Genomic DNA, 22,174 nt, shown 5'->3' with positions numbered 1-22,174 from the left:
AGAAGGCTGCAAACAACGGAAAAGCCATAACTTAGCAATAAACATAATAGTTACCGTGGCTGGCGCTCCATAAAAGACCGCTGTGCAGCGCTTGCTGCAGCTTCGCCCGCGGCCTGCGCCTGTTGTTCATTTTGTCCGACAGCTTTCGCAGCAGCTTCTGCATTGCGGCGTGCACGCTCAATAGCCTCAGCCTGTTGTTCCGGCGACAAAACACCAGCATTATCATGCAAAGCCTTGATCAAATCCGGCCCCGCCTGTGCATCATCAGATGCGGCTTGAGCAGGTTTCGTTTGTGCAGGCTCTGCCGGAACAGCGGTCTGCTCGTCCTCTCCTTTGCCACAAGCAGCAAGGGCAATCAGGACGGCTGCGGAAATCAAAAACAAAAAATTGCGTCTCATGATAAAAGCAATAGCTGAAGAGGAGCGACGTTTGAACACAGAAAACGCAGCAACCTCATCTTTGTTTCCAACATATGCATCATTTGTCATTCTTTTTGCTTCTTTGAGAAAAATATCCGCCCCAACCGCCGTCACGCCCTTGTCACCAGCAAGTGCTTAACTTGTGAAAACAATATCTGGTGCGTTCAATAACACGGGAACAGGGCATGACAGGGCAAGACGCCAACAATACGATCCTGCAACGCGCAGTCACACAAAATCATGTATTTTCGCCGCAAGGCTTTTCAGAGCGTCTTTTTGCCTGGCTGTTCAAAGGTCTGGTCTATCCGCAAATATGGGAAGACCCTGAGGTCGATATGGCGGCACTGGCCATACAGCCCGGTCATCATATTGTGACCATTGCATCAGGTGGCTGTAATGCACTTTCCTACCTGACTGCGGATCCGGCCCGCGTCGAGGCTGTCGATCTCAACCGTGCCCACGTAGCCTTCAATCGCCTGAAGCTTGCAGCTCTCAAACACCTGCCAGACTATGCCACCTTCTATCGCTTTTATGGCAAGGCCGATGATAAGGCCAATCTCAACGCCTATCATCGCTTTATCCGCCCACATCTCGATCATGAAAGCCGCGCTTATTGGGAAAAGCGTAAATTGAGTGGCCGCCAGCGCCTCTCGATTTTCTCCCGTGACCTTTATCGCCATGGTTTGCTGGGTGTATTCATCGGCATGGGGCACCGTGTTGCGCGTTTATATGGCATTGATCCGCGTGATATTCTTAAAGCACGCACGATGGAAGAACAGCGCACATTCTTCGACACGGCACTTGCCCCCCTGTTTGAAAAACGCATGGTGCGATGGGCGACAGCGCGTAAATCATCACTGTTTGGCCTTGGCATCCCGCCGCAACAATATGATGCACTGGCAACAGCGGGTAATGGCGACATGGCTTTCGTGCTTCGTGCGCGGCTTGAAAAACTCGCCTGTGCTTTTCCACTGAGCGAAAACTATTTTGCGTGGCAGGCTTTTGGTCGCAGTTATAATCAGGATGACGAAACCGGTCCGTTGCCACCCTATCTTTCACGCGCCAACTTCGACACAGTCCGCACCCGTGTTGATCGCATGAGCGTATATAATGCAAATTACACAGAGTTTCTTGCTCAAAAGCCTGCTTCATCGGTAGATCGTTACATCCTGCTCGATGCACAGGACTGGATGAATGATGACCAGCTCAATGCTCTGTGGACCGAAATCACCCGCACGGCAGCTCCGGGCGCCCGCGTTATTTTCCGTACGGCAGCAGAACCAAGCCTTCTGCCTGGTCGTGTTGACCCTTCCACCCTTGCCCATTGGGATTACCGCGAAAATGAATCACGCGCACTGCATGATCGCGACCGCTCTTCCATCTATGGCGGCTTCCATCTTTATGTCTTGAAAGAGGCCTGAATGCGCACCGATCACAAACAGCTTCGCGGCATGGACCATGCGAGCCTGATGGACCGGGTCTATAAGCGGCAACGGCATTTCTACGATGCCACCCGTAAATATTACTTGCTCGGTCGCGATACGATGATAGCCGGTCTCAATATACCAGCCGATGGTCATGTTCTCGAAATCGGTTGCGGTACAGGTCGTAACCTTGTCAAAACCGCGCAGGCCTATCCGGATGCAAAGCTTTTTGGCATCGATATTTCAGCTCAAATGCTGGAAACGGCCCATGATGCGGCTCAACGCGCAGGAGTTGCGCAACGCATCAGGCTTGAACAGGCTGATGCGACACATTTCGATCCCGGGTCTCTGTTTGGCCAGAACAGCTTTGATCGCATCTTCATTTCCTATGCCATTTCGATGATCCCGCAATGGCAACCCGTCATTGCTGAAAGCATTCGCCACCTCAAACCCGGCGGCGAACTTCATATCGTCGATTTTGGTGATCAGCAAAAACTGCCGCGCTGGTTTAAAAAAGCGCTCTTCACATGGCTCAAATGGTTCCACGTAACACCACGTAACGATCTTTTGAGTGTAACCGGCCACATGGCGCAAGAGCAGAATGCAAGCTCCACACACAAGGTGCTGTATCGTGGTTTTACATGGATAGTGACCATCCGTAGCCGGCCAGTTACAAACAGTGCTATGTAGGGTTCTGCCCCTAATCTGTTTATCACAAAAGCTTGCCACCAACTGATGACGTCAGCCCCCGGATCGCGTAACTCTTGTCAGGATTGATTCGCGACACCGGGACCACTTTATGAACCCTATAGCCAACCGCAGCATTCTAGCCCTTGGCATGTTACTTATGGCCGGCTGCACCACAGTCGATTACGATTTTGCCGATGTTAAAAAACCCGGCAATTCGGTGCAGCAGATGGCGCGTCCGACGGGTTCCGTAAAGGCGCCGCGGTTTGGTGATCGCAAACCCTTTGAATGGACAGGCCGCACACCATGGCATTATCCGATCCATGGTACGGATGTTTCCAAATATCAGGTTGATGTTGACTGGAACACGGTGCGCCGCAGCGGTATTTCCTTTGTCTTTATCAAGGCAACCGAAGGCGGCGATCGTTTTGATGAGCGTTTCACCGAGCACTGGAATGGCGCAAAAAAAGCTGGCATTCCGCGCAGCGCCTATCACTTCTATTATTTCTGCCGTCCGGCAATCGAACAGGCACGCTGGTATATAAGGAATGTTCCGCGCGATCCCGGTGCCTTGCCACCCGTTCTCGATATGGAATGGAATGCGCACTCACCAAGCTGCAAGCTCAGGCCAAATGCTGTCGTGGTACGCAAGGAAATGAAGATTTTCCTTGATGCTGTTGAAAAACATTATGGCAAGCGCCCGATCATCTACACAACAGTCGATTTCTTCGACGAAAACGACCTCAACCAGATGCGTGAATATCCGTTCTGGCTGCGGTCTACCGCTGGCCATCCAACGGAAAAATACGGACCACACCCATGGACCTTCTGGCAATATACTGGCACCGGAACCATTCCGGGCATCAAAGGTGATGCCGACATCAATGTGTTTGCGGGCAGTGCCAGTGCATGGAAAAAGTGGCTGGAAAGCAACAAGGTCCGTTAACTCGGCATCAAATGACAACTCACACTAAGTTTTGCTTCATTTCCGTTGCGTGATGAGGCACTAACTTTAAAAAACAGATTGGGGAGCTACTCCCCTTTAATTGTGAGTTCTCTCAATGAAACTTATCGCTTCAGTGATAGCTGCCGCTTTACTGGCATCAACTGCTCTTTCCCAGGCTCTCGCTTCTCCCACCCCGGCTACGACAACCGATACGGCCAATCTGCAAAAGCCCGAATGCGAGATTGATTACGGCCAGTGGATGAACAATCTCACCAAGGAAGCACGCGAGGCAGGCGTGGGTGAAAAGGGCATAGCGGAGCTGCACAAGGCTATGCTTGAGCAGAAAGTTCTTGATCGCGACCGCAAGCAAACTGTCTTCAACCTGACATTCACCGAATTCTCCAAGCGTCTGATTTCCGAAGCACGCCTGAAAAACGGTCAAAACAACCTCGTCAAATATGCCGATATATTTAAAAAGGTCGAAGAAACCTATGGCGTGCCGGGCCCGGTGCTGGCAGCTTTCTGGGGTCTTGAAACCGATTATGGCGCCATTCAGGGTGATTTCGATACACTCAACGCCCTTGTGACGCTCTCTTACGATTGCCGCCGCCCGGAACTTTTCCGTCCACAGCTGATCGCCCTTCTCAAACTATTTGACACCGGCGTGGTCGATGCAGCCACAACGGGTGCATGGGCTGGTGAAATTGGCATGATGCAGCTTTTGCCAAAGGATTATCTTGAACGCGGCGTCGATGGTGACGGCGATGGCAAGGTCGATCTGAAAAACAGCGTTCCTGATGCAATGATGACAGCAGGCCGGATGATTTCCGAACTCGGCTGGAAGCGTGGCGAACCATGGCTTGAAGAAGTGCGCATCACTCAGGATCTGCCATGGGAAGAATCCATCCGCACCAATCGCAAACCACATTCGTGGTGGGCGCAACATGGTGTCACTGGCCTCAATGGTCCGCTCGGCCCTGATGATGGTGATGCATCGCTGCTTCTGCCGCTGGGCCGCAAGGGACCCGCGTTCCTCTCCTACCCCAATTTTGATATTTTCGTCGAATGGAACAAGTCAATCGTTTATGCGACCACGGCAGCCTATTTTGCCACGCGCCTCGCAGGTGCGCCTGCTTTCAATCCTGGTAATCCCGATCAGGGTTTGACGCAGGAACAGATGAAAGAATTGCAGACAAAATTACAGGCCCGCGGCTATGAAATGGGCAAGATCGACGGCGTTTTCGGCGTATTGACCCGTGACGCAGTGCGCAATGAACAATTGCGCCTTGGAATGCCAGCCGACTCATGGCCAACACCAGAACTGCTTGAAAAGCTCTGATTAATTTTTAAAGAAAGGCGCGGACAATCTCCGCGCTTTTTTCAATTTCTGGCAGTTGATCCACCACCATGCTTTCCACTCTGGTCATTGTTTTGCCCGTATTCGCCCTGATTTTCTCAGGCTGGCTGGCGTTCAAGCTGAAAATATTGGGATCCCATGCAATTGCGGAGTTGAATCGCTTTGTAGTCTATCTCGCCCTGCCTGCCCTGCTTTTCGACATCATGGCAAACACCCATGGCAGCGAGTTATGGCAACCGGGCTTCATCGCCGTATTTTTACTCAGCAGTGCCAGTGCTTTTACACTGCCCTTCATCATTCGACTTCGAGGCAAGCAACCGCTTGCCGACAATGCGCTTGATGGTCTTAACGCCGCCTATCCCAATACAGGCTATATGGGCATTCCGCTTTCAATGATTGCGTTTGGCTCAGGCGTTCTTGCCGCAACAACGATCACTATCATAATCACTGTTTGCGTAACTTTTGCCTTTGCCATTATTCTGATCGAAATCGGACTGCAAAGTGAAAAAAAGCCTCTGCATCTGGCATGGAAAGTTATAGGATCACTTATCCGCAATCCGCTGCTCATTGCGCCATTCTTCGGAAGCTTGATGGCTGTAACCGGCCTCACCATTCCGGCTCCCGCTGAAACATTTCTGAAAATGCTGGGCGGTGCTGCCTCGCCTTGTGCTCTTGTTGCACTCGGCCTTTTCCTGGCAGCCTCGAAAAATCGAACGCGAAAGCGTCAATGCCATTGCTTTCCTTGTTTCAGTCAAGCTTGTCATCATGCCGCTTATCACATGGCTACTGGCAATTTACGTGTTCAAATTACCGATACATCTTGCGCAAAGTGCAACGCTTCTCGCTGCATTACCGGCTGGAACCGGCCCTTTCATGCTGGCTGAACATTATCGTCGCGAGGCTGCAATTACATCAAATGTCATCCTCTACTCGACAATCATTTCAGTGGTGACTCTGTCTGCTTTTCTGGCATTCATGCGTTGAGATTTAAAAACCAGACATCGAAAACCATAGCCAGAATGAATGGTTTGGCGGCACTTTTCATGAAATGTGAACAAATTTTTACAGTTAAATATTTCAAAGACTTAGGTAGTAAACAGAAGGTTTTTTTCACGATCACACCACATTACAGAAAGAAATCTTCTTTTGTTTGAGCCATTTTGCGCTTAGATTCAGGTTCTCTACCAACGCGCACTCGATCTTATCGGGCGCATAATAGGAGACAGACCAATGGGACTAACGCGATCTTTGAACGTCCTCATGATCTGTGCAGCATTTGCATTTGTTGCAGCGTTGATAGTGGGCGTTATTCCCTGATTGGGGAAAGCCCAAGCCATTAGACAGCATCGGTTTTGAGGATGGACCGATATGTCTTAAACAAAAGAAAAGCCCGGTTCAAACCGGGCTTTTTTAATTCACGCCACTTCTGTTTGAGGCCGAATGCCAATCATATGGCAAATAGCATAGGGCAAATCGGCCCTGTTCATCGTGTAGAAATGGAAATCCTGTATGCCACGCTCAATCAGATCCATAACCTGCTCGGCAGCGATGGCAGCTGCTACAAGCTGATGCGTGTGTGGATCATTTTCCAACCCGTCAAACCGCTCTGCCAGCCATGCCGGAATATGCGTTCCCGAGCGGGCGCAGAAATTGTGAACCTGTTTGAAATTATGCACGGGCAGAACACCCGGAACGATTGGAATATAAATACCTGCGCGGCGCACACGTTCTACATAACGTTCATAAAGATCATTATCGAAGAAAAACTGCGTGATCGCACGCGTCGCCCCATTATCGACCTTGCGCTTGAGCATATCGATATCGGTAGCAAAATCCGGGCTTTCAGGATGCTTTTCCGGGTAAGCAGAAACCGAAATGTCAAAATCGGCCAGCTTGCGTAAGCCTCCGACCAGTTCTGCACCATTTTGATACCCCCCCGGCGTTGGCACATATTTTTCGCCAATACCAGCAGCCGGATCGCCACGCAACGTCACAAAGCGGTTAACGCCAAGTGCTGCAAATTCCTGCGCAACACGGTCCACTTCCTCACATGTTGCATCAACACAGGTCAGATGGGCCGCAGGTGCAACATCTGTTTCCTTGAGAATACGTGCAACCGTGCGTATCGTACGCTCACGCGTCGAACCACCTGCACCATAAGTCACAGAGACAAATTCAGGCTTGAGCGGTGCCAGCCGCGTTACCGTTTCCCACAGGCGCTGTTCCATTTCTTCCGATTTGGGCGGGAAGAATTCGAACGAGACCCGGGTGGTCTGGCCAATATCGGATCGGCGGGAAAGACCATAAAAGCCCATTAAACTGTCTCCGTCATGCTTTCATTGCGTGAGGCAGGATCAGCAATCAGCATACGTGGATCACGCGCAAGCCACAGCTTGACCGTCAATCCATCGCTGCCATTTGCAGCCTTTGGCCCCAATTCAGTCGTTGTAACAGGCTCAAGTCCTGTTTCTTTCAGCCATCCAAGCATCTGCTCGTCACTAAAGCCAAGCCTTAAATGCGCATGTTCTTCACGCAAAAACTCAAGCTTATGCGGTGCAAAATCAACAACCAGCAACCGCCCACCCGGACGCAGCGCACGGGCTGCTTCACGAATTGCAGCCTGCGGATCATCAAGAAAATGCAGAACCTGATGAATGGTTACGAGATCAAAACTCTCACGTTCAACCGGCAATGCATAAACATCACCCTGACGTACCTGAGCATTGTCAACCGATGCGAGATCAAGATTGGCACGCGCCACAGACAGCATGTCACGATTAATATCAATGCCAAGCCCACGCACATAAAGCTTTGAGAATACTTCCAGCAAACGACCGGTACCGGTGCCTACATCAAGCATTGCCTGAAATGGCTTATTGCCCACAATCGTCTTAAGAGCGGATTCAACGGCATTTTCAGACACATGCAGCTTGCGGATTTCATCCCAGCTACCTGCATTGGCACTAAAATAAGCTGCTGCCTTTTCCTGTCGGCTGGATTTAACCTGCGAAAGCCGTTCCATATCCCGTTCAAGCAAAGCGTCCACACCATCAAGCTTCGTCAGAAGATTGCGCACAACTTCACCACAGACTGCATTATCCGATAAACGGAAATAAGCCCATGCACCTTCCTGATAACGGTCGATGAGATCGGCCTCACCCAGCAATTTGAGATGACGCGACACGCGCGGCTGCGACTGGCCAAGAATTGTCGTGAGATCCGATACAGTCAAATCGCCTCTGGAAAGAAGCGCCAGAATGCGCAAGCGACTTGGCTCAGCCACCGCTTTTAAAACATCCACCATCTGATCGAGCTGCAAACGCAATTCTCAACCTCCACAAATACAAAACATATAAAGATATGTTTATGTGAAGTGCAGATCTAACGCAAGTACTTTCCCATTCCCCCGCACAGTAAAGCGTCATGTCTCACGCATAGGCATTGGAACAGATGAACAAGCAGATTATGCTTCTTACGAATCTTGCTGCAAGCAGGAAAGGAGAACGATTATGGGCGCAAGCACTTTACGACAAAAGGCAATTGCAAAATCGCTTACACTTTTGCTCCCCGCAGTTCCCTATTCGGATTCAGAACCCATCCGTGCGGCAGCACTTGCACCGCATATGAAATCTCTCCCGCCATCTATTGCTGTATGGCTTGCAACCGTTGCGCATGTCCGCCATGCCTATACGGATTATGACGCCTTGCGTGATGATGGTTATGATAAGGATTCAGCACGTTTTTTTGTGCTGGATGCGATCAATAGAAAACTGACCGAATGGCGCGCCACACGACTTGTCACTGCCGATGACGACGAAAAAGTCGAAATATAAACGCTGCCCCCCCAAAGCAGCGTTTAACTGATTCAGATATTAATGCGTGCTGTGTCCCTGCAAATAGCCATGTTTGCGTGGATCGGGCATGATCAATCCGACGATGAAAACAATCACCATCATAATGCTCACATACCAGAAGAAACCACTTTCCAGACCAATTTTCTTGAACCACAGTGCCACATATTCAGCAGTGCCGCCAAAAATCGCATTGGCAATAGCATAAGAAAACCCGACCCCCAAAGCGCGAACCTCAGCCGGAAACAGTTCCGACTTCACGATGCCACCAATCGACGTATACATACTGACAATCGCCATAGCGATAGCAATATAGATAAATGCCATGGTCGAGCTTTGAACCGAACCAATCACGGTGAGCAATGGAATGGTCGTCAGAACCGACACACCGCCAAATGCGATCATCATCGGCTTGCGGCCAACCTTATCAGATATATGACCAAATAACGGCTGCAAAAGCATAAATACAAACAGCGCAGCGGTCATGACCGCACTGGCTGTTTCTTTGCTCATACCTGCCGTATTGACCAGATATTTCTGCATATAAGTCGTGAATGTATAGAAGGTCAGCGAACCGCCAGCCGTGAAACCCACAACGACCAGAAACGCCTTGCGGTGATGCTTCCAGATAGTAGCAAAACTGCCAGCAGCCTTGTTGTTACGGGATTCTTCGGTTGATGTTTCATGCAGGTTTCTACGCAGAAACAGAGCAACGACTGCGGCCAGACCACCAATGGCAAACGGAATACGCCAGCCCCATTCATGCAACTGTTCCGAGGTCAGGAAGAGTTGCAGGATAACCAGCACCAGAACAGCCAGAAGCTGACCGCCAATCAGGGTCACATACTGGAATGACGAAAAGAAACCGCGACGCCCGGCAAGTGCAACCTCACTCATATAGGTAGCCGTCGTTCCATATTCGCCACCAACAGAAAGCCCTTGCAACAGACGGACGAGCAGAAGCAGCAACGGCGCCCAAAGACCAATCGTCTCATAGGTTGGCAGAATTGCGATTGCAAAAGAACCAAGGCACATCATACTGACAGAAATCAGCATGGATGTGCGACGGCCTAGCCTGTCAGCCAGTCGCCCAAACAGCCAGCCTCCAATTGGTCGCATAAGAAAACCGGCAGCAAAAATGGCCGCTGCATTCAGCAGCTGACTGGTTTGATCCTCAGCCGGAAAAAACTGTGATGCAAAGTAAAGTGCACCAAAGGAATAGACGTAGAAATCATACCATTCGACAAGATTGCCCGAAGCACTGGCAACGATCGAATAAATTCGTCGGCGCGTGTCATGAGCATCGTGTTTCTCTTCAATCTCGCCATTGGCATCGCTGTGCATTTCTGCATTGCTCATTCTGAAACTCCTGATAGCAGCCGTAAAAAAAACGACTGTGCGATCACCGTCCGCTTAAGAAAGCAAAACAATAATCGCTGATCTCATAATAGTCGGCAGATAGTCCGGTCTTGGTTTTTGATCTGAAAGCGCATGATTCAATCACAAAGCCATAGGAGCAATATCGCTTACACGCAATCTGTCACCGCATACGACTATCCGCTAAGAGACCACAGACAGAAATATCAACAATTTGAATTTTATAGGTTTTATAAAAAACTAATTTTAATGCTCCGGTAAAGTATTCGTGAAAAGCCCCACGATAACGTCAACCTACTTTCTGGCAATGATGAAAATACGTGGGAATCGCAACAATACACGGCCATCATTCAAAATCGGGTAAAATTCCTCAAGACGAGATTTATAAGCGCTCAGATATTCATGCCTTTCATCATCATCCAACGGATCAAGGAACGGGCGCAAACCCGTAGATTTTACCCATTCGATGATAGCATCTACATCTTTCAGCTGATGATTATAAATCACATGCCAGATATCGACCCGCGATGCATGACCAATCAAAGCATTATAATAATCTGCAACAGGCGGTAGCGCTGCCCTGCCCTTATCGCCAAGCTTCGCCTTGAACGGATGTGTTTTGGTAACTTCGCGCATCAATTGATGCGTTGGTTCAGCAATATTATCCGGCATCTGCACAGCCAGACAGCCGCCTGTCTGAAGTCCTGACAGCAATCTTTGCATTTGTTCCAGATGATCAGGCACCCACTGGAAAACAGCATTGGAAAACAACACATCAGTATCAGCATCTGGCACAAATTTGGTGAGATCACCAAGCGCGAAATCCAGCTTAGGCAAGCGTTGCCGGGCTTTCTCAATCATATCCGGCGATGTATCGAAACCCGATATTTTCGCATTGGGCCAGCGCTGCGCCAAAAGCTCCGTAGAATTGCCCGGACCACAGCCAATATCGACCACCTTGCGCGGATTATCGATTTTGATCTGGGACAAAAGTTCCGCAGCCGGACGGCTGCGCTCATCCTCAAACTTCAGATATTGCTGTGCAGACCAATCTTTCACGACATCCCCTTATATAAAAAGGGCCGGTGCAATGCACCGGCCCTGTGATTTTCTTTAGCGCGTCAGCGGCTTGTAAGTAACCCGCTTCGGATTGACGCTTTCAGGTCCGAGACGACGAACCTTATCGGCTTCATAATCCTGGAAATTACCTTCAAACCATTCGACATGGCTATCGCCTTCAAACGCCAGAATATGCGTCGCCAAGCGATCAAGGAACATACGATCGTGGGAAATGATAACAGCGCAGCCAGCATATTTTTCAAGCGCATCTTCAAGCGCTGCCAGCGTTTCGGTATCAAGATCGTTGGTCGGTTCGTCAAGCAGCAGAACATTGCCGCCAGCCTGCAACATCTTGGCAAGATGCACACGATTGCGCTGACCACCGGATAGATTGCCAACCTTGGCTTGCTGATCGCCACCCTTGAAATTGAATGCACCACAATAAGCGCGGCTATTCATTTCAAACTTGCCAAGCTTGATAATGTCATTACCGCCGGAAATTTCTTCCCAGACATTCTTGTTTGGATCAAGATGATCGCGGCTCTGATCAACATAACCAAGCTGAACAGTATCACCGATACGGATAGAACCTGAATCCGGTTTTTCCTGACCGGTGATCATCTTGAACAGCGTCGACTTACCGGCACCGTTAGGACCGATAACACCGACAATACCGCCCGGAGGCAGTTTGAATGTCAGGTTTTCGATCAACATGCGATCACCAAATGATTTGGTCAGACCTTCAGCCTCGATAACCACCTGACCGAGACGCTCACCAGCCGGAATCAGAATCTGGGCATCGCCCGGACGCTGATTATTGGCAGCTTCAACCAACTGATCATAGGCCTTGATACGGGCTTTCGACTTCGACTGACGTGCTTTCGGGCTTGCCGCAATCCACTGGCGTTCGCGTTCAAGGGCTTTCTGACGGGAATCGTCTTCGCGGCCTTCCTGAATCATGCGCTTGGATTTGGCTTCCAGATAAGCAGAGTAATTGCCTTCATACGGAATGCCGCGACCACGATCGAGTTCAAGAATCCAGCCGGTAACATTGTCAAGGAAGTAGCGATCATGCGTGATTAGGAGCACTGCGCCTTCATATTCACGCAAATGCTTTTCAAGCCATGCAGTGGTTTCTGCGTCAAGATGGTTGGTTGGCTCGTCGAGCAGCAGCAAATCAGGCTTTGAGAGCAGCAGTTTGCAAAGTGCAACACGGCGGCGTTCACCACCAGAAAGCTTGGTGACATCAGCGTCAGCTGGCGGACAGCGCAGAGCTTCCATCGCCATTTCAACCTGACTGTCGAGATCCCAGAGGTTCTGGCTGTCGATAACGTCCTGAAGAGCCGCACCTTCGTCCGCGGTTTCATCAGAATAGTTCATCATCAGCTCATTGTAACGGTCGAGAATAGCTGTCTTTTCAGCCACGCCTTCCATCACATTGCCAAGAACTGTCTTTTCAGGGTCAAGATGCGGTTCCTGTGCAAGATAACCACAGGTCGCACCTTCAGCAAGCCATGCCTCGCCCGTATAATCCTTGTCGAGCCCGGCCATGATCTTGAGGATTGTCGATTTACCGGCGCCGTTCGGGCCGAGAATACCAATCTTCGCATCTGGATAGAATGACAGATGAAGGTTTTCGATAACCTTTTTAGCGCCATAGGCCTTGTTCAGCCCGGACATATGATAAATGAATTGGCGAGCCATAAAGCGCGTCGTCTCCACGAGTTAGAGAGCGTGAACGACCTAAAAGCCGAACCGCCGATAAAATTCTTTAGGCCGCTGCATAACTTTTTCTAAAATTGAAATCAATTTAAGAAAAAGTTATGCAGCAAATCAAAACGTTAGAGCGGCCTTTGTGCGCCTATAGGGCGCATCGCGCTCTATGTAGGCGAAATAAAGCACAGAAGCAAATATCATCGCGCAAACTTCGGCTTGAAATATGTCTTAATACAACGAAACCGGGCGCGGATATTTCCGTCACCCGGTTTTCCCTCTGGCCACCACCCGGGAAAGTATCCTCCCTTTCACCGAATGGCCTGCTGGTCATGCCTTAAAAAATCAAATTCAGCGTCATGAGCTTTCTTCAAAACTCTCTCAGCATCCCTGTTAAAGATAGATTTGCCCAGTAATTTGCAGTTTTCAAGCGGAATTTGCTCAAAAATTGCAATTGCCTAAAATTAACTCACTCAACCTCTGGATGCCTTTTTAAAAGACACCACCAAAAGAAAGTTTGACTATTTACACAGCATAAACTCAGATGAACCCATGTCATTTGAAACCATACATCACCTGCCGCTTGATAATGGAATCGCGCTGCCGTTTCGGCAATCACTGATTACTGCACCAAAAGCTATCGTGCACATCTGCCATGGCCTAGCAGAACATTCAGCCCGCTATGCGCGTTTTGCAAAAGCATTGAATATAGCCGGCTACAATGTCTATGCCCATGATCACCGCGGGCATGGCGCGAATATTAATGCCCATACACCAAAGGGAATATTTGCATTAAAGGACGGTGATAGAGCGGCAATTGGTGATGTTCTTTCCCTCAACCGCCATATTCATGCAACGCATCCCGATTTGCCAGTGGTTTTATTCGGCCATTCCATGGGGGGGCTGATCGCACTCAATTACACATTCAAGCACTCTGAAACGATTGATGCCGCAGCCATATGGAACGCCAATTTCAATGGCGGCATCGAAAACCATGCGGCGATGACACTTCTGAAAATTGAGCGGATGCTCAAAGGATCAGATGTTCCAAGCTCGATCCTGCCAAAACTGACTTTCCGCGCATGGGGCAACTCCATATCGGACCATAAAACGCCTTTCGACTGGCTATCGCGTGATCCGAAAGAGGTTGAAGCCTATATGAAAGACCCGCTCTGCGGCTTTGATGCAAGTGTCGCATTATGGATCGATATTTTTCGCATGATGAAAGCTGGCGCCACCGATCGAAACTTTAAAAATATCCGTAAAGACCTGCCTTTTAATCTGGTTGGTGGCACTGACGATCCGGCAACAGACAAAGCCAGAGCCACTAAAAAACTGGCTATGAGAATGCAGGCAATGGGCTTCAGCAATGTCACTTGCACAATCTATCCCGATACACGACACGAAAGCTTGAACGACCTCAACCGAAGTGAGGTGACGCAGAATTTTCTGGATTGGCTTGGCGAGGCACTTCCGTCTGAACGAAAGTCCGGTTAAAAGCAGCTGATCTTTAACGATCGGGCATACTCACGATTTCTTGAAACACCTTGGTTTGCCCGTAAATCAATGATAAGGAGCCCACCTTGCGCGATACAGGGCACCTTTTACTGAAATATTATGCACACTTATTTACTGTAAATGCGCAAGGAATGAAGGAAGCTCCGCTTGTCAATACCGACGATTTCTGTGGTCATACCGTGCCGCAATGAAGCCGACAATCTCGCTTTTCTGCTGGATGAAGTCGATAGCGCCATGCTGGGTCGCGCCTATGAGGTCATTGTCGTAGACGATGGCTCAACTGATTCAACCGGCGACGTCCTTGCAAGCCGCATCCATGCGGGCAAACCACTGCGCCATATTCGCCATGATCGTTCCTCCGGGCAAAGCGCGGCCCTGCGCTCGGGCGTTTTTGCAGCGCGTGGACAAATCATTGTAACAATGGATGGTGACGGACAGAACAATCCCGCCTATCTGCCAATCCTGGTTGATGCGCTCGTCAATGCTGGCCCTGCCTTTGGTATTGCTGCCGGTCAACGCCTCAAACGCACTGATACAAAGCTAAAGCAGCTTTCCTCCCGCTTTGCCAATAATCTGCGCGGCGCAATCCTTAAGGACAAAACACGCGATTCCGGCTGTGGTCTAAAAGCACTGCACACTGAACTTTTCCGCCAACTACCATTTTTTGACGGTTGGCACCGTTATCTGCCCGCACTCGCTCTTCGTGAAGGCTTTGATGTCGTGCATATTGATGTTACTGACCGCGAACGCCGTCATGGAAAATCAAATTACGGTATTCTGGACCGCGGTCTACGCGGTGTTCTGGACCTTTATGGTGTCTGGTGGCTACGTAAGCGCCGCAAAGTTGTGCCGCGCGTGACGGAGATCACCCATGACTGATATATTTAACAGCCTTGCCCAATGGCTGCACGATGTTTTCGTTGCTCAATGGGACGGCTGGATTATTCTGGGCTTTATAGCACAAGCCTGTTTCACCATGCGTTTTGTGGTCCAATGGCTAGCATCGGAAAAAGCAAAAAAAAGCGTAATGCCGGTTGCTTTCTGGTTCTTTTCATTAATTGGGGGAACACTGCTGCTCATCTATGCCATCCAGCGCAAAGATCCTGTTTTTATAGCCGGACAGGGATTTGGGCTTCTAGTCTATATTCGCAATCTCTGGCTCATCGCCAACGAGAAAAAGCGATTGAAGACAACCAGCTAAACCATTTCTACTTGCAAAAATGCCGATCAATAATAAACAGATCGGCATTTTTATTTTCAAAATTATAAAATGCGCCCAACAGAGCGGTAATCAAGCCCCGTTCCAACCACATCATCTGCTTTGTAGACATTGCGCAAATCAATCAACACATTGCCCTTCATGACATTTGCCAGACGTTCGAGATTGAGTGCCCGATAAGCATTCCATTCGGTCAACAATGCCACAACACCAGCACCCTCCGCTGCTTCATAAGCGGAACTGCACCATGTAACATCTGACAATACAGACCTTGCTGCATCCATTGCTTCAGGATCATGCGCACGAACAGAAATTCCAGCTTTCTGAATAGCCATAATAATATCCAGCGAAGGCGATTCTCTGATATCGTCGGTATTCGGTTTAAAGGCGATACCAAGAACTGCAACTGTGTTTGTGCCGCATTCATGCGCTGCCGCAACAATGCGCTCTGCCATTGATTGCTTGCGCGCTTCATTGACTGAGATCACTTCTTCGATCAGCGACTGCGGCGCACCATATTTTTTACCCGTTGCAGCAAAAGCGCGTGTATCTTTTGGAAAGCATGAACCACCAAAACCCGGCCCGGCATGCAAAAACTTGGAGCCAATTCGATTATCCATACCAATTGCACGCGCTACTTCCTGCACATTACCGCCGGTTTTTTCACACAGATCAGCCACCTGATTGATAAATGTCACTTTCATCGCAAGAAAGGCATTGGCGGCATATTTGATGATTTCGGCATTTTCCAATGAGGTAACAACCATTGGCGTCTCGCGCAGATAAAGCGGACGGTAAAGCCGCTGCATGGCAGCCTTGCCACGCTCATCATCAACACCCACCACAACACGATCAGGGCGCATAAAATCTTCAATCGCAGAACCTTCACGCAGAAATTCCGGGTTTGAAACCATCGAAAAATCAATGCCTGGACGCGCCTGCGCAATTCGATCACGGATACGCGCATTGGTACCAACCACAACGGTCGATTTGATAACGACCACTGCACCTGGCTTCATGGCAAATGCTATTTCATCGGCAGCCGCCTCTATATATTGCAGATCAGCCTCCCCGTCTCCACGTCGTGATGGAGTGCCAACAGCAATCAGGATGACATCAGCATCTGCAACACTGGATGCAAGATCGGTACTGAAGCTCAATCGGCCATCGCGGATATTACGCGACATCAATTCATCAAGCCCGGGTTCGAAAATAGTAACCTTACCCGCTTCAAGCCGTTTGATAATAGACGGGTTTTTATCGACGCAGGTAACGTGAAAGCCAAATTCGGCAAAACATACCCCCGAAACCAGCCCCACATAGCCCGTTCCGATCATCGCCAGCTTCATAAATCAGTCCTTCAATTTCGCTTAGAGCATAAGTCCTATCTTCGTTAAACGAGTATCGATACGATTATGCTTCAAATAAAAGGAGTTAGAACGTCGACCTGATTCAATCAGATCAGAATCCGCTCTAAAGCCACTTGTCATAGTCAGAAACCAATAAATGTATTGGCTTTTCATTCTCTTCAATATCGGAAAAACGGCCAATCGGCTCGCGGAAAATATTATCTGTGAGATCGTCATTGACCGTTGATACTTCACCAATCAGCACATCGCCTCCCTCACCCCAGAAAGCATGCCAGTTGCCCGGCAAAAGCGTAACACTTTCGCCCGGTTGCAGCTTAAGATGAGCACCGGCTTTTTGCGTCACAAGACGGCCATCACTTGCAACCGTTACATCTGTTTCTTCATCGATACTGCCATCAGGGTGCGAATTGAAAAGCTCCAGCACCAGAGTACCGCCACCGCGATTGATGATATCTTCCGCCTTCACCACATGGCGATGCATTGGTGAAATCTGGTTCTTGCGCGAGATCATAATCTTCTCGGCATAAAGCATTCCGCCGCCGCGCTTGAGATCTTCAGCATTGCCATTGCGTGTCGTGAAAAGAAACAGACCAAGATCAGCAAATTTTCCCTGTCCGTAATCCGTAATATCCCAGCCAAGACGCCCATCAAGGATAGCTTTTGCATCGCTTGAAGTGCGCAGTTTCAACTCTTCCGGCGTCCAATAGGCAAATGGCGGCATGACATAGCCAAATGAGCGGATAAAAGCGTCGCTTTCGCGAATGATCTCGTTAATTTCGGAGCGTTTCATTATTTTTAGCCTCCTAGGGGATGAAACAAAATAGGTGCAGTCATTTGGTAACTGTCTTTGTGAACTCCTGACAATCCCGCAAGCGCACATCTCTCACATAATTACATAACCTTGCCTCAATAACAGCGTGTCGTCTTTACGTGAAAATCATGTCGCATCCCAATGCGTGTTTAGAACATTTCGATGATTGAATCATGACAACAGAAGCAGGTCTGAACACAAGCCAATGAACGGGCAAACTATTGAGATAATGAGAAAAGCTCTGCTTCTGGAAGATAAAGGGAACATTCGGTCGGGCAAACGTCGCTACGAGAATAGCACGAACCAGACCTGGATACGGACGCAAAGGGTCGTTTCTATGGACGTTCGCAATGAAATGCTGGGGCTTTTGACCGGGCGCGACCCCAATTTCAGCCTGGCACAGAAGTTTTACACGGATCCGGACTTCTTCAAGCTCGATCTGGAAAACATCTTCTATCGCGATTGGCTATTTGTCGGCCATGACTGCGAATTGCCGAAAACCGGCTCTTACATGACCGTTCAGATCGGAGCCTATCCCGTTATTATCGTAAGAGATGCGCAAGGTGGCATCCGTGCCTTCCATAATTCCTGCCGTCATCGTGGCTCGCGCCTATGTTCTGCTGAAAAAGGCACTGCCGCCAAGCTCGTATGCCCCTATCACCAGTGGACTTACGAACTTGATGGTCGGCTATTATTTGCACGCCAGGTAGGACCAGATTTCAAACCTGCTGAATATGGTCTGAAGCAGGTTCACTGTGAGACCGTCGCAGGCTATATCTATGTCTGCCTTGCAAATGACGCACCTGACTTCAACAGCTTCCGCACTCTCGTGGAACCTTACCTCGCGCCCCATAATATCAAGGATGCGAAGGTCGCCCTTGAAAGTTCAATCATCGAAAAAGGCAACTGGAAGCTTGTCTGGGAGAACAATCGCGAGTGCTATCATTGCGCAGCCAATCATCCAGAATTATGCCGCACCTATCCTGAAGCTCCGAGTGCGACCGGCGTTCAAGGCGTCATGGAAGACCCGGAGATCAACCAGCTGTGGAAGAATTGCGCTTCCATAAACCTGCCCGCAGAATTCAGAATGTCGGAAGATGGCCGTTTTCGCATCACCCGCATCCCGCTTCTGCGTGATGCAGTGAGCTACACCATGTCGGGCAAACCAGCCGTTAAAATACCATTGGGCAACCAAGTATCGGGTAACACCAATATTGGTGCAATGCTGCTCTTCAATTACCCATCGACCTGGAACCATCTGATGGCCGATCACGCCATATCTTTCCGCATTTTGCCGATCAGCGCGGACGAAACCATGGTGACAACCAAATGGCTGGTCCACAAGGATGCGGTAGAAGGCGTTGATTACGATCTGGACGAGCTGACCCATGTCTGGCTTCAGACCAATGATCAGGATCGCCGGATCGTTGAGGAAAACGCGGTTGGTATCCGCTCACCCGCCTATCAGCCCGGCCCCTATTCTGTCGAACATGAAGGTGGCGTGATGCAATTCCTTGAATGGTACACCCATACAATCACACCACGCCTGAAAGACGAAGCAGCGAAGCTTAGCCGCGCCGCTTAAAACTAAGCACATCCCGAAAAGTGGGAAGCCAATTTCGGAGCAAAATGCGCGTAGAACAAGATATAAGAGAAGTGGGAAGGCCATGCAGCCTCTGAAATATCTGGACGAGATGCTGCCGTGGAACGACAGGTTGCAGATGCTCCAATGCATCTCGGCCATCGAAGAAGCGCCAGACGTTATGACCTTCTCTTTCAAGTCCCTTGAAGACAACTGGTTCCGCTACACGCCGGGCCAGTTTGTCACCCTTGAACTGCCGATTGAGCGGGACGATGGACAGGGTCCGGTACTGCGCACCTACACTTTGTCATCAACCCCTTCCCGGCCCTATCATATCTCTGTCACCGTAAAGGCGCAAAAGGACAGTATCGGCACCCGCTGGATGCTCGACCATCTGCGCCCGCCAATGACCATCAAGGCCTATGGGCCTAATGGCGATTTTTCACTCGCCAATCATCCGGGTGAAAAATATCTGTTCATCTCGGCAGGTTCCGGCATCACACCCATGGTTTCCATGACGCGCTGGCTGTTTGATTGCGCCCCGGAAACCGACGTCGCCTTCATCAACTGCGCCCGTTCGCCGGATGATATTATTTTTCGAAAGGAACTCGAACTTCTCTCAAGCCGTATGGAGGCCATGCGACTGGCATTCATTGTCGAACAATCATCAGCACGCCATGTCTGGCTGGGTCTGCATGGTCGCATTAATCACGCACGGCTTGAACTGTTGGCGCCGGATTTTTTACACCGCAAAATTTTCTGTTGTGGACCCGAACCATTCATGAATGGCGTTCGTGGACTATTGGAGCAGTCCGGCTTCAACATGGCTAACTATCATCAGGAGAGTTTTCAGCCTGCCTCAGAAATCTCTGATGTGCCGGCAGCCTCTGCTGTGCTTGATAGCGCAGATGCATATCACCATGCCGCTCCAGCAAAACCTGCCATAGCCACGGCAAATGTTGTTTTCAGCATGTCGGGCATTGAAGTCGAATGTACTGAAAACGACACGATCCTGCTTGCAGCACGTAATGGCGGGCTTAAAATTCCAAGCGCCTGCGAATTTGGCATTTGCGGCACGTGTAAAGTCAAATGCATCAGCGGCGAAACGGAAATGAACCACAATGGCGGTATTCGCGATGACGAAATCGCCGACGGCTACATTCTTGCCTGTTGCAGCCGCCCGCGTGGTCGCGTCGAAATTGATGCCTGACCCTGGTATATTATTGAATCTGGTGTGGTTTACGGATTTGAAGTTTCTAAACGTGAATGCAATACAAATGATAGGAACTTCAAATCCACCACACTAGGCTTTTTTCAGAAATTCGGTACGCAAAACGAGGCCTTTAACCTGCTTTGTGCTGCAATCAACTTCATCCGGGTTTCCGGTCAGGCGAATACCCTTGACCAGCGTGCCGCGCTTGAGCGTCGTCGAGGTTCCCTTGACCTTCAAATCCTTGATAAGCGTAACGGAATCACCGTCATTCAACTGTGTTCCATTGCTGTCGCGGGTGATTTCATCACTCATAGTCGTCTCCTGTCAAAGTAAATATAAGGGGTCGGTAGCACCAAAGGCGATGTAATACCAGAACGCGGATAATGACTGGCGTCACCACTTCTCACTGACTATAGTTGCGGCAAAGCATTCAGGAGCGTTTTATGATCGATCATGCCCTTCTCGTTATTGATGTGCAAAATGATTTTTGCCCCGGTGGTGCACTGGCCGTCGATAAAGGGGATGAGATTCTGCCCGCAATCAACCGCATGATTGACGAGAGCGAACATGTCATTCTGACACAGGACTGGCATCCGGCAGGTCACTCCAGCTTTGCAACCACCCACCCCGGAGCCAAACCTTTCGACACCATTGAAATGTCCTATGGTCCGCAAACATTGTGGCCCGATCATTGCGTGCAGGGTACTCATGGTGCGGATTTTCACAAAGATCTGCAATGGACACGCGCCCAGCTTGTGATCCGCAAAGGCTTCCGCATCGGCATAGACAGCTATTCCGCCTTTTTTGAAAATGACCGCAAGACGCCCACAGGGCTTTTTGGCTATCTGCGTGAAAGAAATATCGGCTCGCTCACATTGGCAGGTCTGGCTACCGATTTTTGCGTGGCCTATTCAGCCCTTGACGCAATAGAACATGGCTTTCAGGTTCGTGTGCGCCTTGATGCATGTCGTGGCATCGATCTTGGCGGATCAATGGATGCAATGCTTGGCAAGATGCAAAAGGCGGGTGTTGAATTCATCAACGAACCCGCCTTATCATCTCATTTTATCTGATTATTTTTCGATCTCACCATCCGGCAATACGACATAAATCAATACGGCAATGATCGTAATGAAGAAACGGAATGCAGATTCAATACCGTTCCATGTGGATGACATCCACATGCCAAACCATTCACCGCCAATTGACATGAAACCTACCTGCCAGACAAGAAAACCGACCGAAAGACCTGCAATGGCCCATTTTTTAGAGTGATTGAAGCTTTTCGCATCGCCACTCAAACGGCCCAGCATTGCGAAAGCACCAATCCAGCACAAAATTGCTGTGAGTGTTTCGAAGGCAATAATCAGAATATAACCGGCATTATGCAGCGTATCGCTTTCAATAGCACGATACTTGATCGTGGCATCAGGAAAGATCGTATCCATCAACAAAACATGCTGAACGAATGCAAAATTGCTGCCATAATCGGTAATATTACCAAATGATACGAGTGTCGCGAAGAAAGCAATTGCCGCAACAAAGGCGGTTTTACTCAAACGGGTGACGACCATGGAAAACCCCTCTCCAGAAAAGTCGTAGCTGCATCCTTCTCAGGCATGCCGCAT

21 protein-coding genes and 1 pseudogene are annotated in these 22,174 nt (G+C 49.6%); 12 read left to right on the top strand and 10 right to left on the bottom strand.

Annotated elements, in window-relative coordinates; genetic code table 11:
• Positions 1-50: 50 nt before the first annotated feature.
• On the bottom strand, positions 51-488 hold the full coding sequence (locus FHY56_RS03745) for a hypothetical protein (protein ID WP_376890215.1): 438 nt from the start codon (positions 486-488) through the stop codon (positions 51-53).
• A 116-nt stretch (positions 489-604) separates the two neighbouring features.
• Here FHY56_RS03745 and FHY56_RS03740 point away from each other — a divergent pair, with 116 nt between their 5' ends.
• From FHY56_RS03740 to FHY56_RS03720, 5 genes and pseudogenes are all read left to right on the top strand, one after another.
• The gene (locus FHY56_RS03740) at positions 605-1,840 is read left to right on the top strand and encodes a BtaA family protein (RefSeq protein ID WP_140903829.1); all 1,236 of its coding nucleotides are present in this window, start codon (positions 605-607) and stop codon (positions 1,838-1,840) included.
• Positions 1,841-2,533, top strand: coding sequence for a class I SAM-dependent methyltransferase (locus FHY56_RS03735; RefSeq protein ID WP_140903828.1), 693 nt, complete (start codon positions 1,841-1,843; stop codon positions 2,531-2,533).
• A gap of 109 nt (positions 2,534-2,642) precedes the next feature.
• Positions 2,643-3,476: a glycoside hydrolase family 25 protein gene (locus FHY56_RS03730; RefSeq protein WP_140903827.1), complete on the top strand. Its 834-nt coding sequence runs from the start codon at positions 2,643-2,645 to the stop codon at positions 3,474-3,476.
• A gap of 115 nt (positions 3,477-3,591) precedes the next feature.
• Entirely contained in the window at positions 3,592-4,815 is a 1,224-nt protein-coding gene (locus tag FHY56_RS03725; protein ID WP_140903826.1) for a lytic murein transglycosylase, read from the top strand.
• 68 nt (positions 4,816-4,883) lie between these two features.
• Positions 4,884-5,817 (top strand): annotated as a pseudogene (locus FHY56_RS03720) (AEC family transporter).
• Positions 5,818-6,248: 431 nt separating this feature from the next.
• Here FHY56_RS03720 and metF read toward each other — a convergent pair.
• Positions 6,249-7,148, bottom strand: a complete 900-nt coding sequence (metF, locus tag FHY56_RS03715) for a methylenetetrahydrofolate reductase [NAD(P)H] (RefSeq protein ID WP_140903825.1) — start codon at positions 7,146-7,148, stop codon at positions 6,249-6,251.
• The gene (locus FHY56_RS03710) at positions 7,148-8,137 is read right to left on the bottom strand and encodes an ArsR/SmtB family transcription factor (RefSeq protein ID WP_140903999.1); all 990 of its coding nucleotides are present in this window, start codon (positions 8,135-8,137) and stop codon (positions 7,148-7,150) included. Before FHY56_RS03710 ends, metF begins: the two co-directional genes overlap by 1 nt.
• Before the next feature lie 205 nt (positions 8,138-8,342).
• On the opposite strand from FHY56_RS03710, the gene FHY56_RS03705 reads away from it, so the two are divergent.
• On the top strand, positions 8,343-8,666 hold the full coding sequence (locus FHY56_RS03705; RefSeq protein WP_140903824.1) for a DUF2293 domain-containing protein: 324 nt from the start codon (positions 8,343-8,345) through the stop codon (positions 8,664-8,666).
• 39 nt (positions 8,667-8,705) lie between these two features.
• Here FHY56_RS03705 and FHY56_RS03700 read toward each other — a convergent pair whose 3' ends face one another.
• From FHY56_RS03700 to ettA, 3 genes are all read right to left on the bottom strand, one after another.
• Positions 8,706-10,043 (bottom strand): MFS family transporter, encoded by a 1,338-nt coding sequence (locus FHY56_RS03700; RefSeq protein WP_140903823.1) that lies wholly within the window; start codon positions 10,041-10,043, stop codon positions 8,706-8,708.
• A 312-nt stretch (positions 10,044-10,355) separates the two neighbouring features.
• Entirely contained in the window at positions 10,356-11,120 is a 765-nt protein-coding gene (gene tam / locus FHY56_RS03695; RefSeq protein WP_140903822.1) for a trans-aconitate 2-methyltransferase, read from the bottom strand.
• A gap of 54 nt (positions 11,121-11,174) precedes the next feature.
• Complete coding sequence (gene ettA / locus FHY56_RS03690; RefSeq protein ID WP_140903821.1) at positions 11,175-12,824, bottom strand: energy-dependent translational throttle protein EttA; 1,650 nt, start codon at positions 12,822-12,824, stop codon at positions 11,175-11,177.
• A 561-nt stretch (positions 12,825-13,385) separates the two neighbouring features.
• Between ettA and FHY56_RS03685 the strand changes: the two genes are divergently transcribed.
• The 3 genes from FHY56_RS03685 to FHY56_RS03675 all read left to right on the top strand — a co-directional run bounded on the left by FHY56_RS03685 (position 13,386) and on the right by FHY56_RS03675 (position 15,552).
• Positions 13,386-14,330, top strand: a complete 945-nt coding sequence (locus FHY56_RS03685) for an alpha/beta fold hydrolase (RefSeq protein WP_140903820.1) — start codon at positions 13,386-13,388, stop codon at positions 14,328-14,330.
• Positions 14,331-14,498: 168 nt separating this feature from the next.
• Positions 14,499-15,230, top strand: a complete 732-nt coding sequence (locus FHY56_RS03680) for a glycosyltransferase family 2 protein (protein WP_140903819.1) — start codon at positions 14,499-14,501, stop codon at positions 15,228-15,230.
• Positions 15,223-15,552: a lipid-A-disaccharide synthase N-terminal domain-containing protein gene (locus FHY56_RS03675; RefSeq protein WP_140903818.1), complete on the top strand. Its 330-nt coding sequence runs from the start codon at positions 15,223-15,225 to the stop codon at positions 15,550-15,552. Before FHY56_RS03680 ends, FHY56_RS03675 begins: the two co-directional genes overlap by 8 nt.
• Before the next feature lie 62 nt (positions 15,553-15,614).
• Here FHY56_RS03675 and FHY56_RS03670 read toward each other — a convergent pair whose 3' ends face one another.
• A complete protein-coding gene (locus FHY56_RS03670; protein ID WP_140903817.1) occupies positions 15,615-16,919 on the bottom strand; it encodes a UDP-glucose dehydrogenase family protein in 1,305 nt (434 codons plus the stop codon).
• Between the two features lie 124 nt (positions 16,920-17,043).
• Positions 17,044-17,730, bottom strand: a complete 687-nt coding sequence (locus FHY56_RS03665) for a D-lyxose/D-mannose family sugar isomerase (protein ID WP_140903816.1) — start codon at positions 17,728-17,730, stop codon at positions 17,044-17,046.
• Positions 17,731-18,088: 358 nt separating this feature from the next.
• On the opposite strand from FHY56_RS03665, the gene FHY56_RS03660 reads away from it, so the two are divergent.
• The gene (locus FHY56_RS03660) at positions 18,089-19,336 is read left to right on the top strand and encodes an aromatic ring-hydroxylating oxygenase subunit alpha (protein WP_140903815.1); all 1,248 of its coding nucleotides are present in this window, start codon (positions 18,089-18,091) and stop codon (positions 19,334-19,336) included.
• 82 nt (positions 19,337-19,418) lie between these two features.
• Positions 19,419-20,543: an FAD-binding oxidoreductase gene (locus FHY56_RS03655; RefSeq protein ID WP_140903814.1), complete on the top strand. Its 1,125-nt coding sequence runs from the start codon at positions 19,419-19,421 to the stop codon at positions 20,541-20,543.
• A gap of 93 nt (positions 20,544-20,636) precedes the next feature.
• Here FHY56_RS03655 and FHY56_RS03650 read toward each other — a convergent pair whose 3' ends face one another.
• A complete protein-coding gene (locus tag FHY56_RS03650; protein WP_140903813.1) occupies positions 20,637-20,858 on the bottom strand; it encodes an alkylphosphonate utilization protein in 222 nt (73 codons plus the stop codon).
• Positions 20,859-20,989: 131 nt separating this feature from the next.
• On the opposite strand from FHY56_RS03650, the gene pncA reads away from it, so the two are divergent.
• On the top strand, positions 20,990-21,619 hold the full coding sequence (gene pncA / locus FHY56_RS03645; RefSeq protein WP_140903812.1) for a bifunctional nicotinamidase/pyrazinamidase: 630 nt from the start codon (positions 20,990-20,992) through the stop codon (positions 21,617-21,619).
• Here pncA and FHY56_RS03640 read toward each other — a convergent pair whose 3' ends face one another.
• Complete coding sequence (locus FHY56_RS03640; protein ID WP_140903811.1) at positions 21,620-22,120, bottom strand: DUF2165 family protein; 501 nt, start codon at positions 22,118-22,120, stop codon at positions 21,620-21,622. It lies immediately after the preceding gene.
• Positions 22,121-22,174 lie beyond the last annotated feature (54 nt).

Origin of the sequence: Brucella gallinifaecis (assembly GCF_006476605.1) — a bacterium.
GTDB lineage: Bacteria > Pseudomonadota > Alphaproteobacteria > Rhizobiales > Rhizobiaceae > Brucella > Brucella gallinifaecis.
The sequence above is the reverse complement of the archived record's forward strand: the minus strand, read 5'-3'. Positions and strand labels throughout refer to the sequence as shown.

Excerpts from the sequence above, each read along its gene's own strand:
- FHY56_RS03675 (WP_140903818.1), top strand. The coding sequence starts at position 15,223 with ATGACTGATATATTTAACAGCCTTGCCCAATGGCTGCACGATGTTTTC.
- FHY56_RS03700 (WP_140903823.1), bottom strand. The coding sequence starts at position 10,043 with ATGAGCAATGCAGAAATGCACAGCGATGCCAATGGCGAGATTGAAGAG.
- FHY56_RS03640 (WP_140903811.1), bottom strand. The coding sequence starts at position 22,120 with ATGGTCGTCACCCGTTTGAGTAAAACCGCCTTTGTTGCGGCAATTGCT.
- FHY56_RS03735 (WP_140903828.1), top strand. The coding sequence starts at position 1,841 with ATGCGCACCGATCACAAACAGCTTCGCGGCATGGACCATGCGAGCCTG.
- FHY56_RS03670 (WP_140903817.1), bottom strand. The coding sequence starts at position 16,919 with ATGAAGCTGGCGATGATCGGAACGGGCTATGTGGGGCTGGTTTCGGGG.
- FHY56_RS03655 (WP_140903814.1), top strand. The coding sequence starts at position 19,419 with ATGCAGCCTCTGAAATATCTGGACGAGATGCTGCCGTGGAACGACAGG.
- FHY56_RS03740 (WP_140903829.1), top strand. The coding sequence starts at position 605 with ATGACAGGGCAAGACGCCAACAATACGATCCTGCAACGCGCAGTCACA.
- FHY56_RS03665 (WP_140903816.1), bottom strand. The coding sequence starts at position 17,730 with ATGAAACGCTCCGAAATTAACGAGATCATTCGCGAAAGCGACGCTTTT.
- ettA (WP_140903821.1), bottom strand. The coding sequence starts at position 12,824 with ATGGCTCGCCAATTCATTTATCATATGTCCGGGCTGAACAAGGCCTAT.
- FHY56_RS03705 (WP_140903824.1), top strand. The coding sequence starts at position 8,343 with ATGGGCGCAAGCACTTTACGACAAAAGGCAATTGCAAAATCGCTTACA.
- FHY56_RS03725 (WP_140903826.1), top strand. The coding sequence starts at position 3,592 with ATGAAACTTATCGCTTCAGTGATAGCTGCCGCTTTACTGGCATCAACT.
- metF (WP_140903825.1), bottom strand. The coding sequence starts at position 7,148 with ATGGGCTTTTATGGTCTTTCCCGCCGATCCGATATTGGCCAGACCACC.
- FHY56_RS03730 (WP_140903827.1), top strand. The coding sequence starts at position 2,643 with ATGAACCCTATAGCCAACCGCAGCATTCTAGCCCTTGGCATGTTACTT.
- FHY56_RS03685 (WP_140903820.1), top strand. The coding sequence starts at position 13,386 with ATGTCATTTGAAACCATACATCACCTGCCGCTTGATAATGGAATCGCG.
- FHY56_RS03660 (WP_140903815.1), top strand. The coding sequence starts at position 18,089 with ATGGACGTTCGCAATGAAATGCTGGGGCTTTTGACCGGGCGCGACCCC.
- FHY56_RS03650 (WP_140903813.1), bottom strand. The coding sequence starts at position 20,858 with ATGAGTGATGAAATCACCCGCGACAGCAATGGAACACAGTTGAATGAC.
- pncA (WP_140903812.1), top strand. The coding sequence starts at position 20,990 with ATGATCGATCATGCCCTTCTCGTTATTGATGTGCAAAATGATTTTTGC.
- FHY56_RS03745 (WP_376890215.1), bottom strand. The coding sequence starts at position 488 with ATGACAAATGATGCATATGTTGGAAACAAAGATGAGGTTGCTGCGTTT.
- FHY56_RS03710 (WP_140903999.1), bottom strand. The coding sequence starts at position 8,137 with ATGGTGGATGTTTTAAAAGCGGTGGCTGAGCCAAGTCGCTTGCGCATT.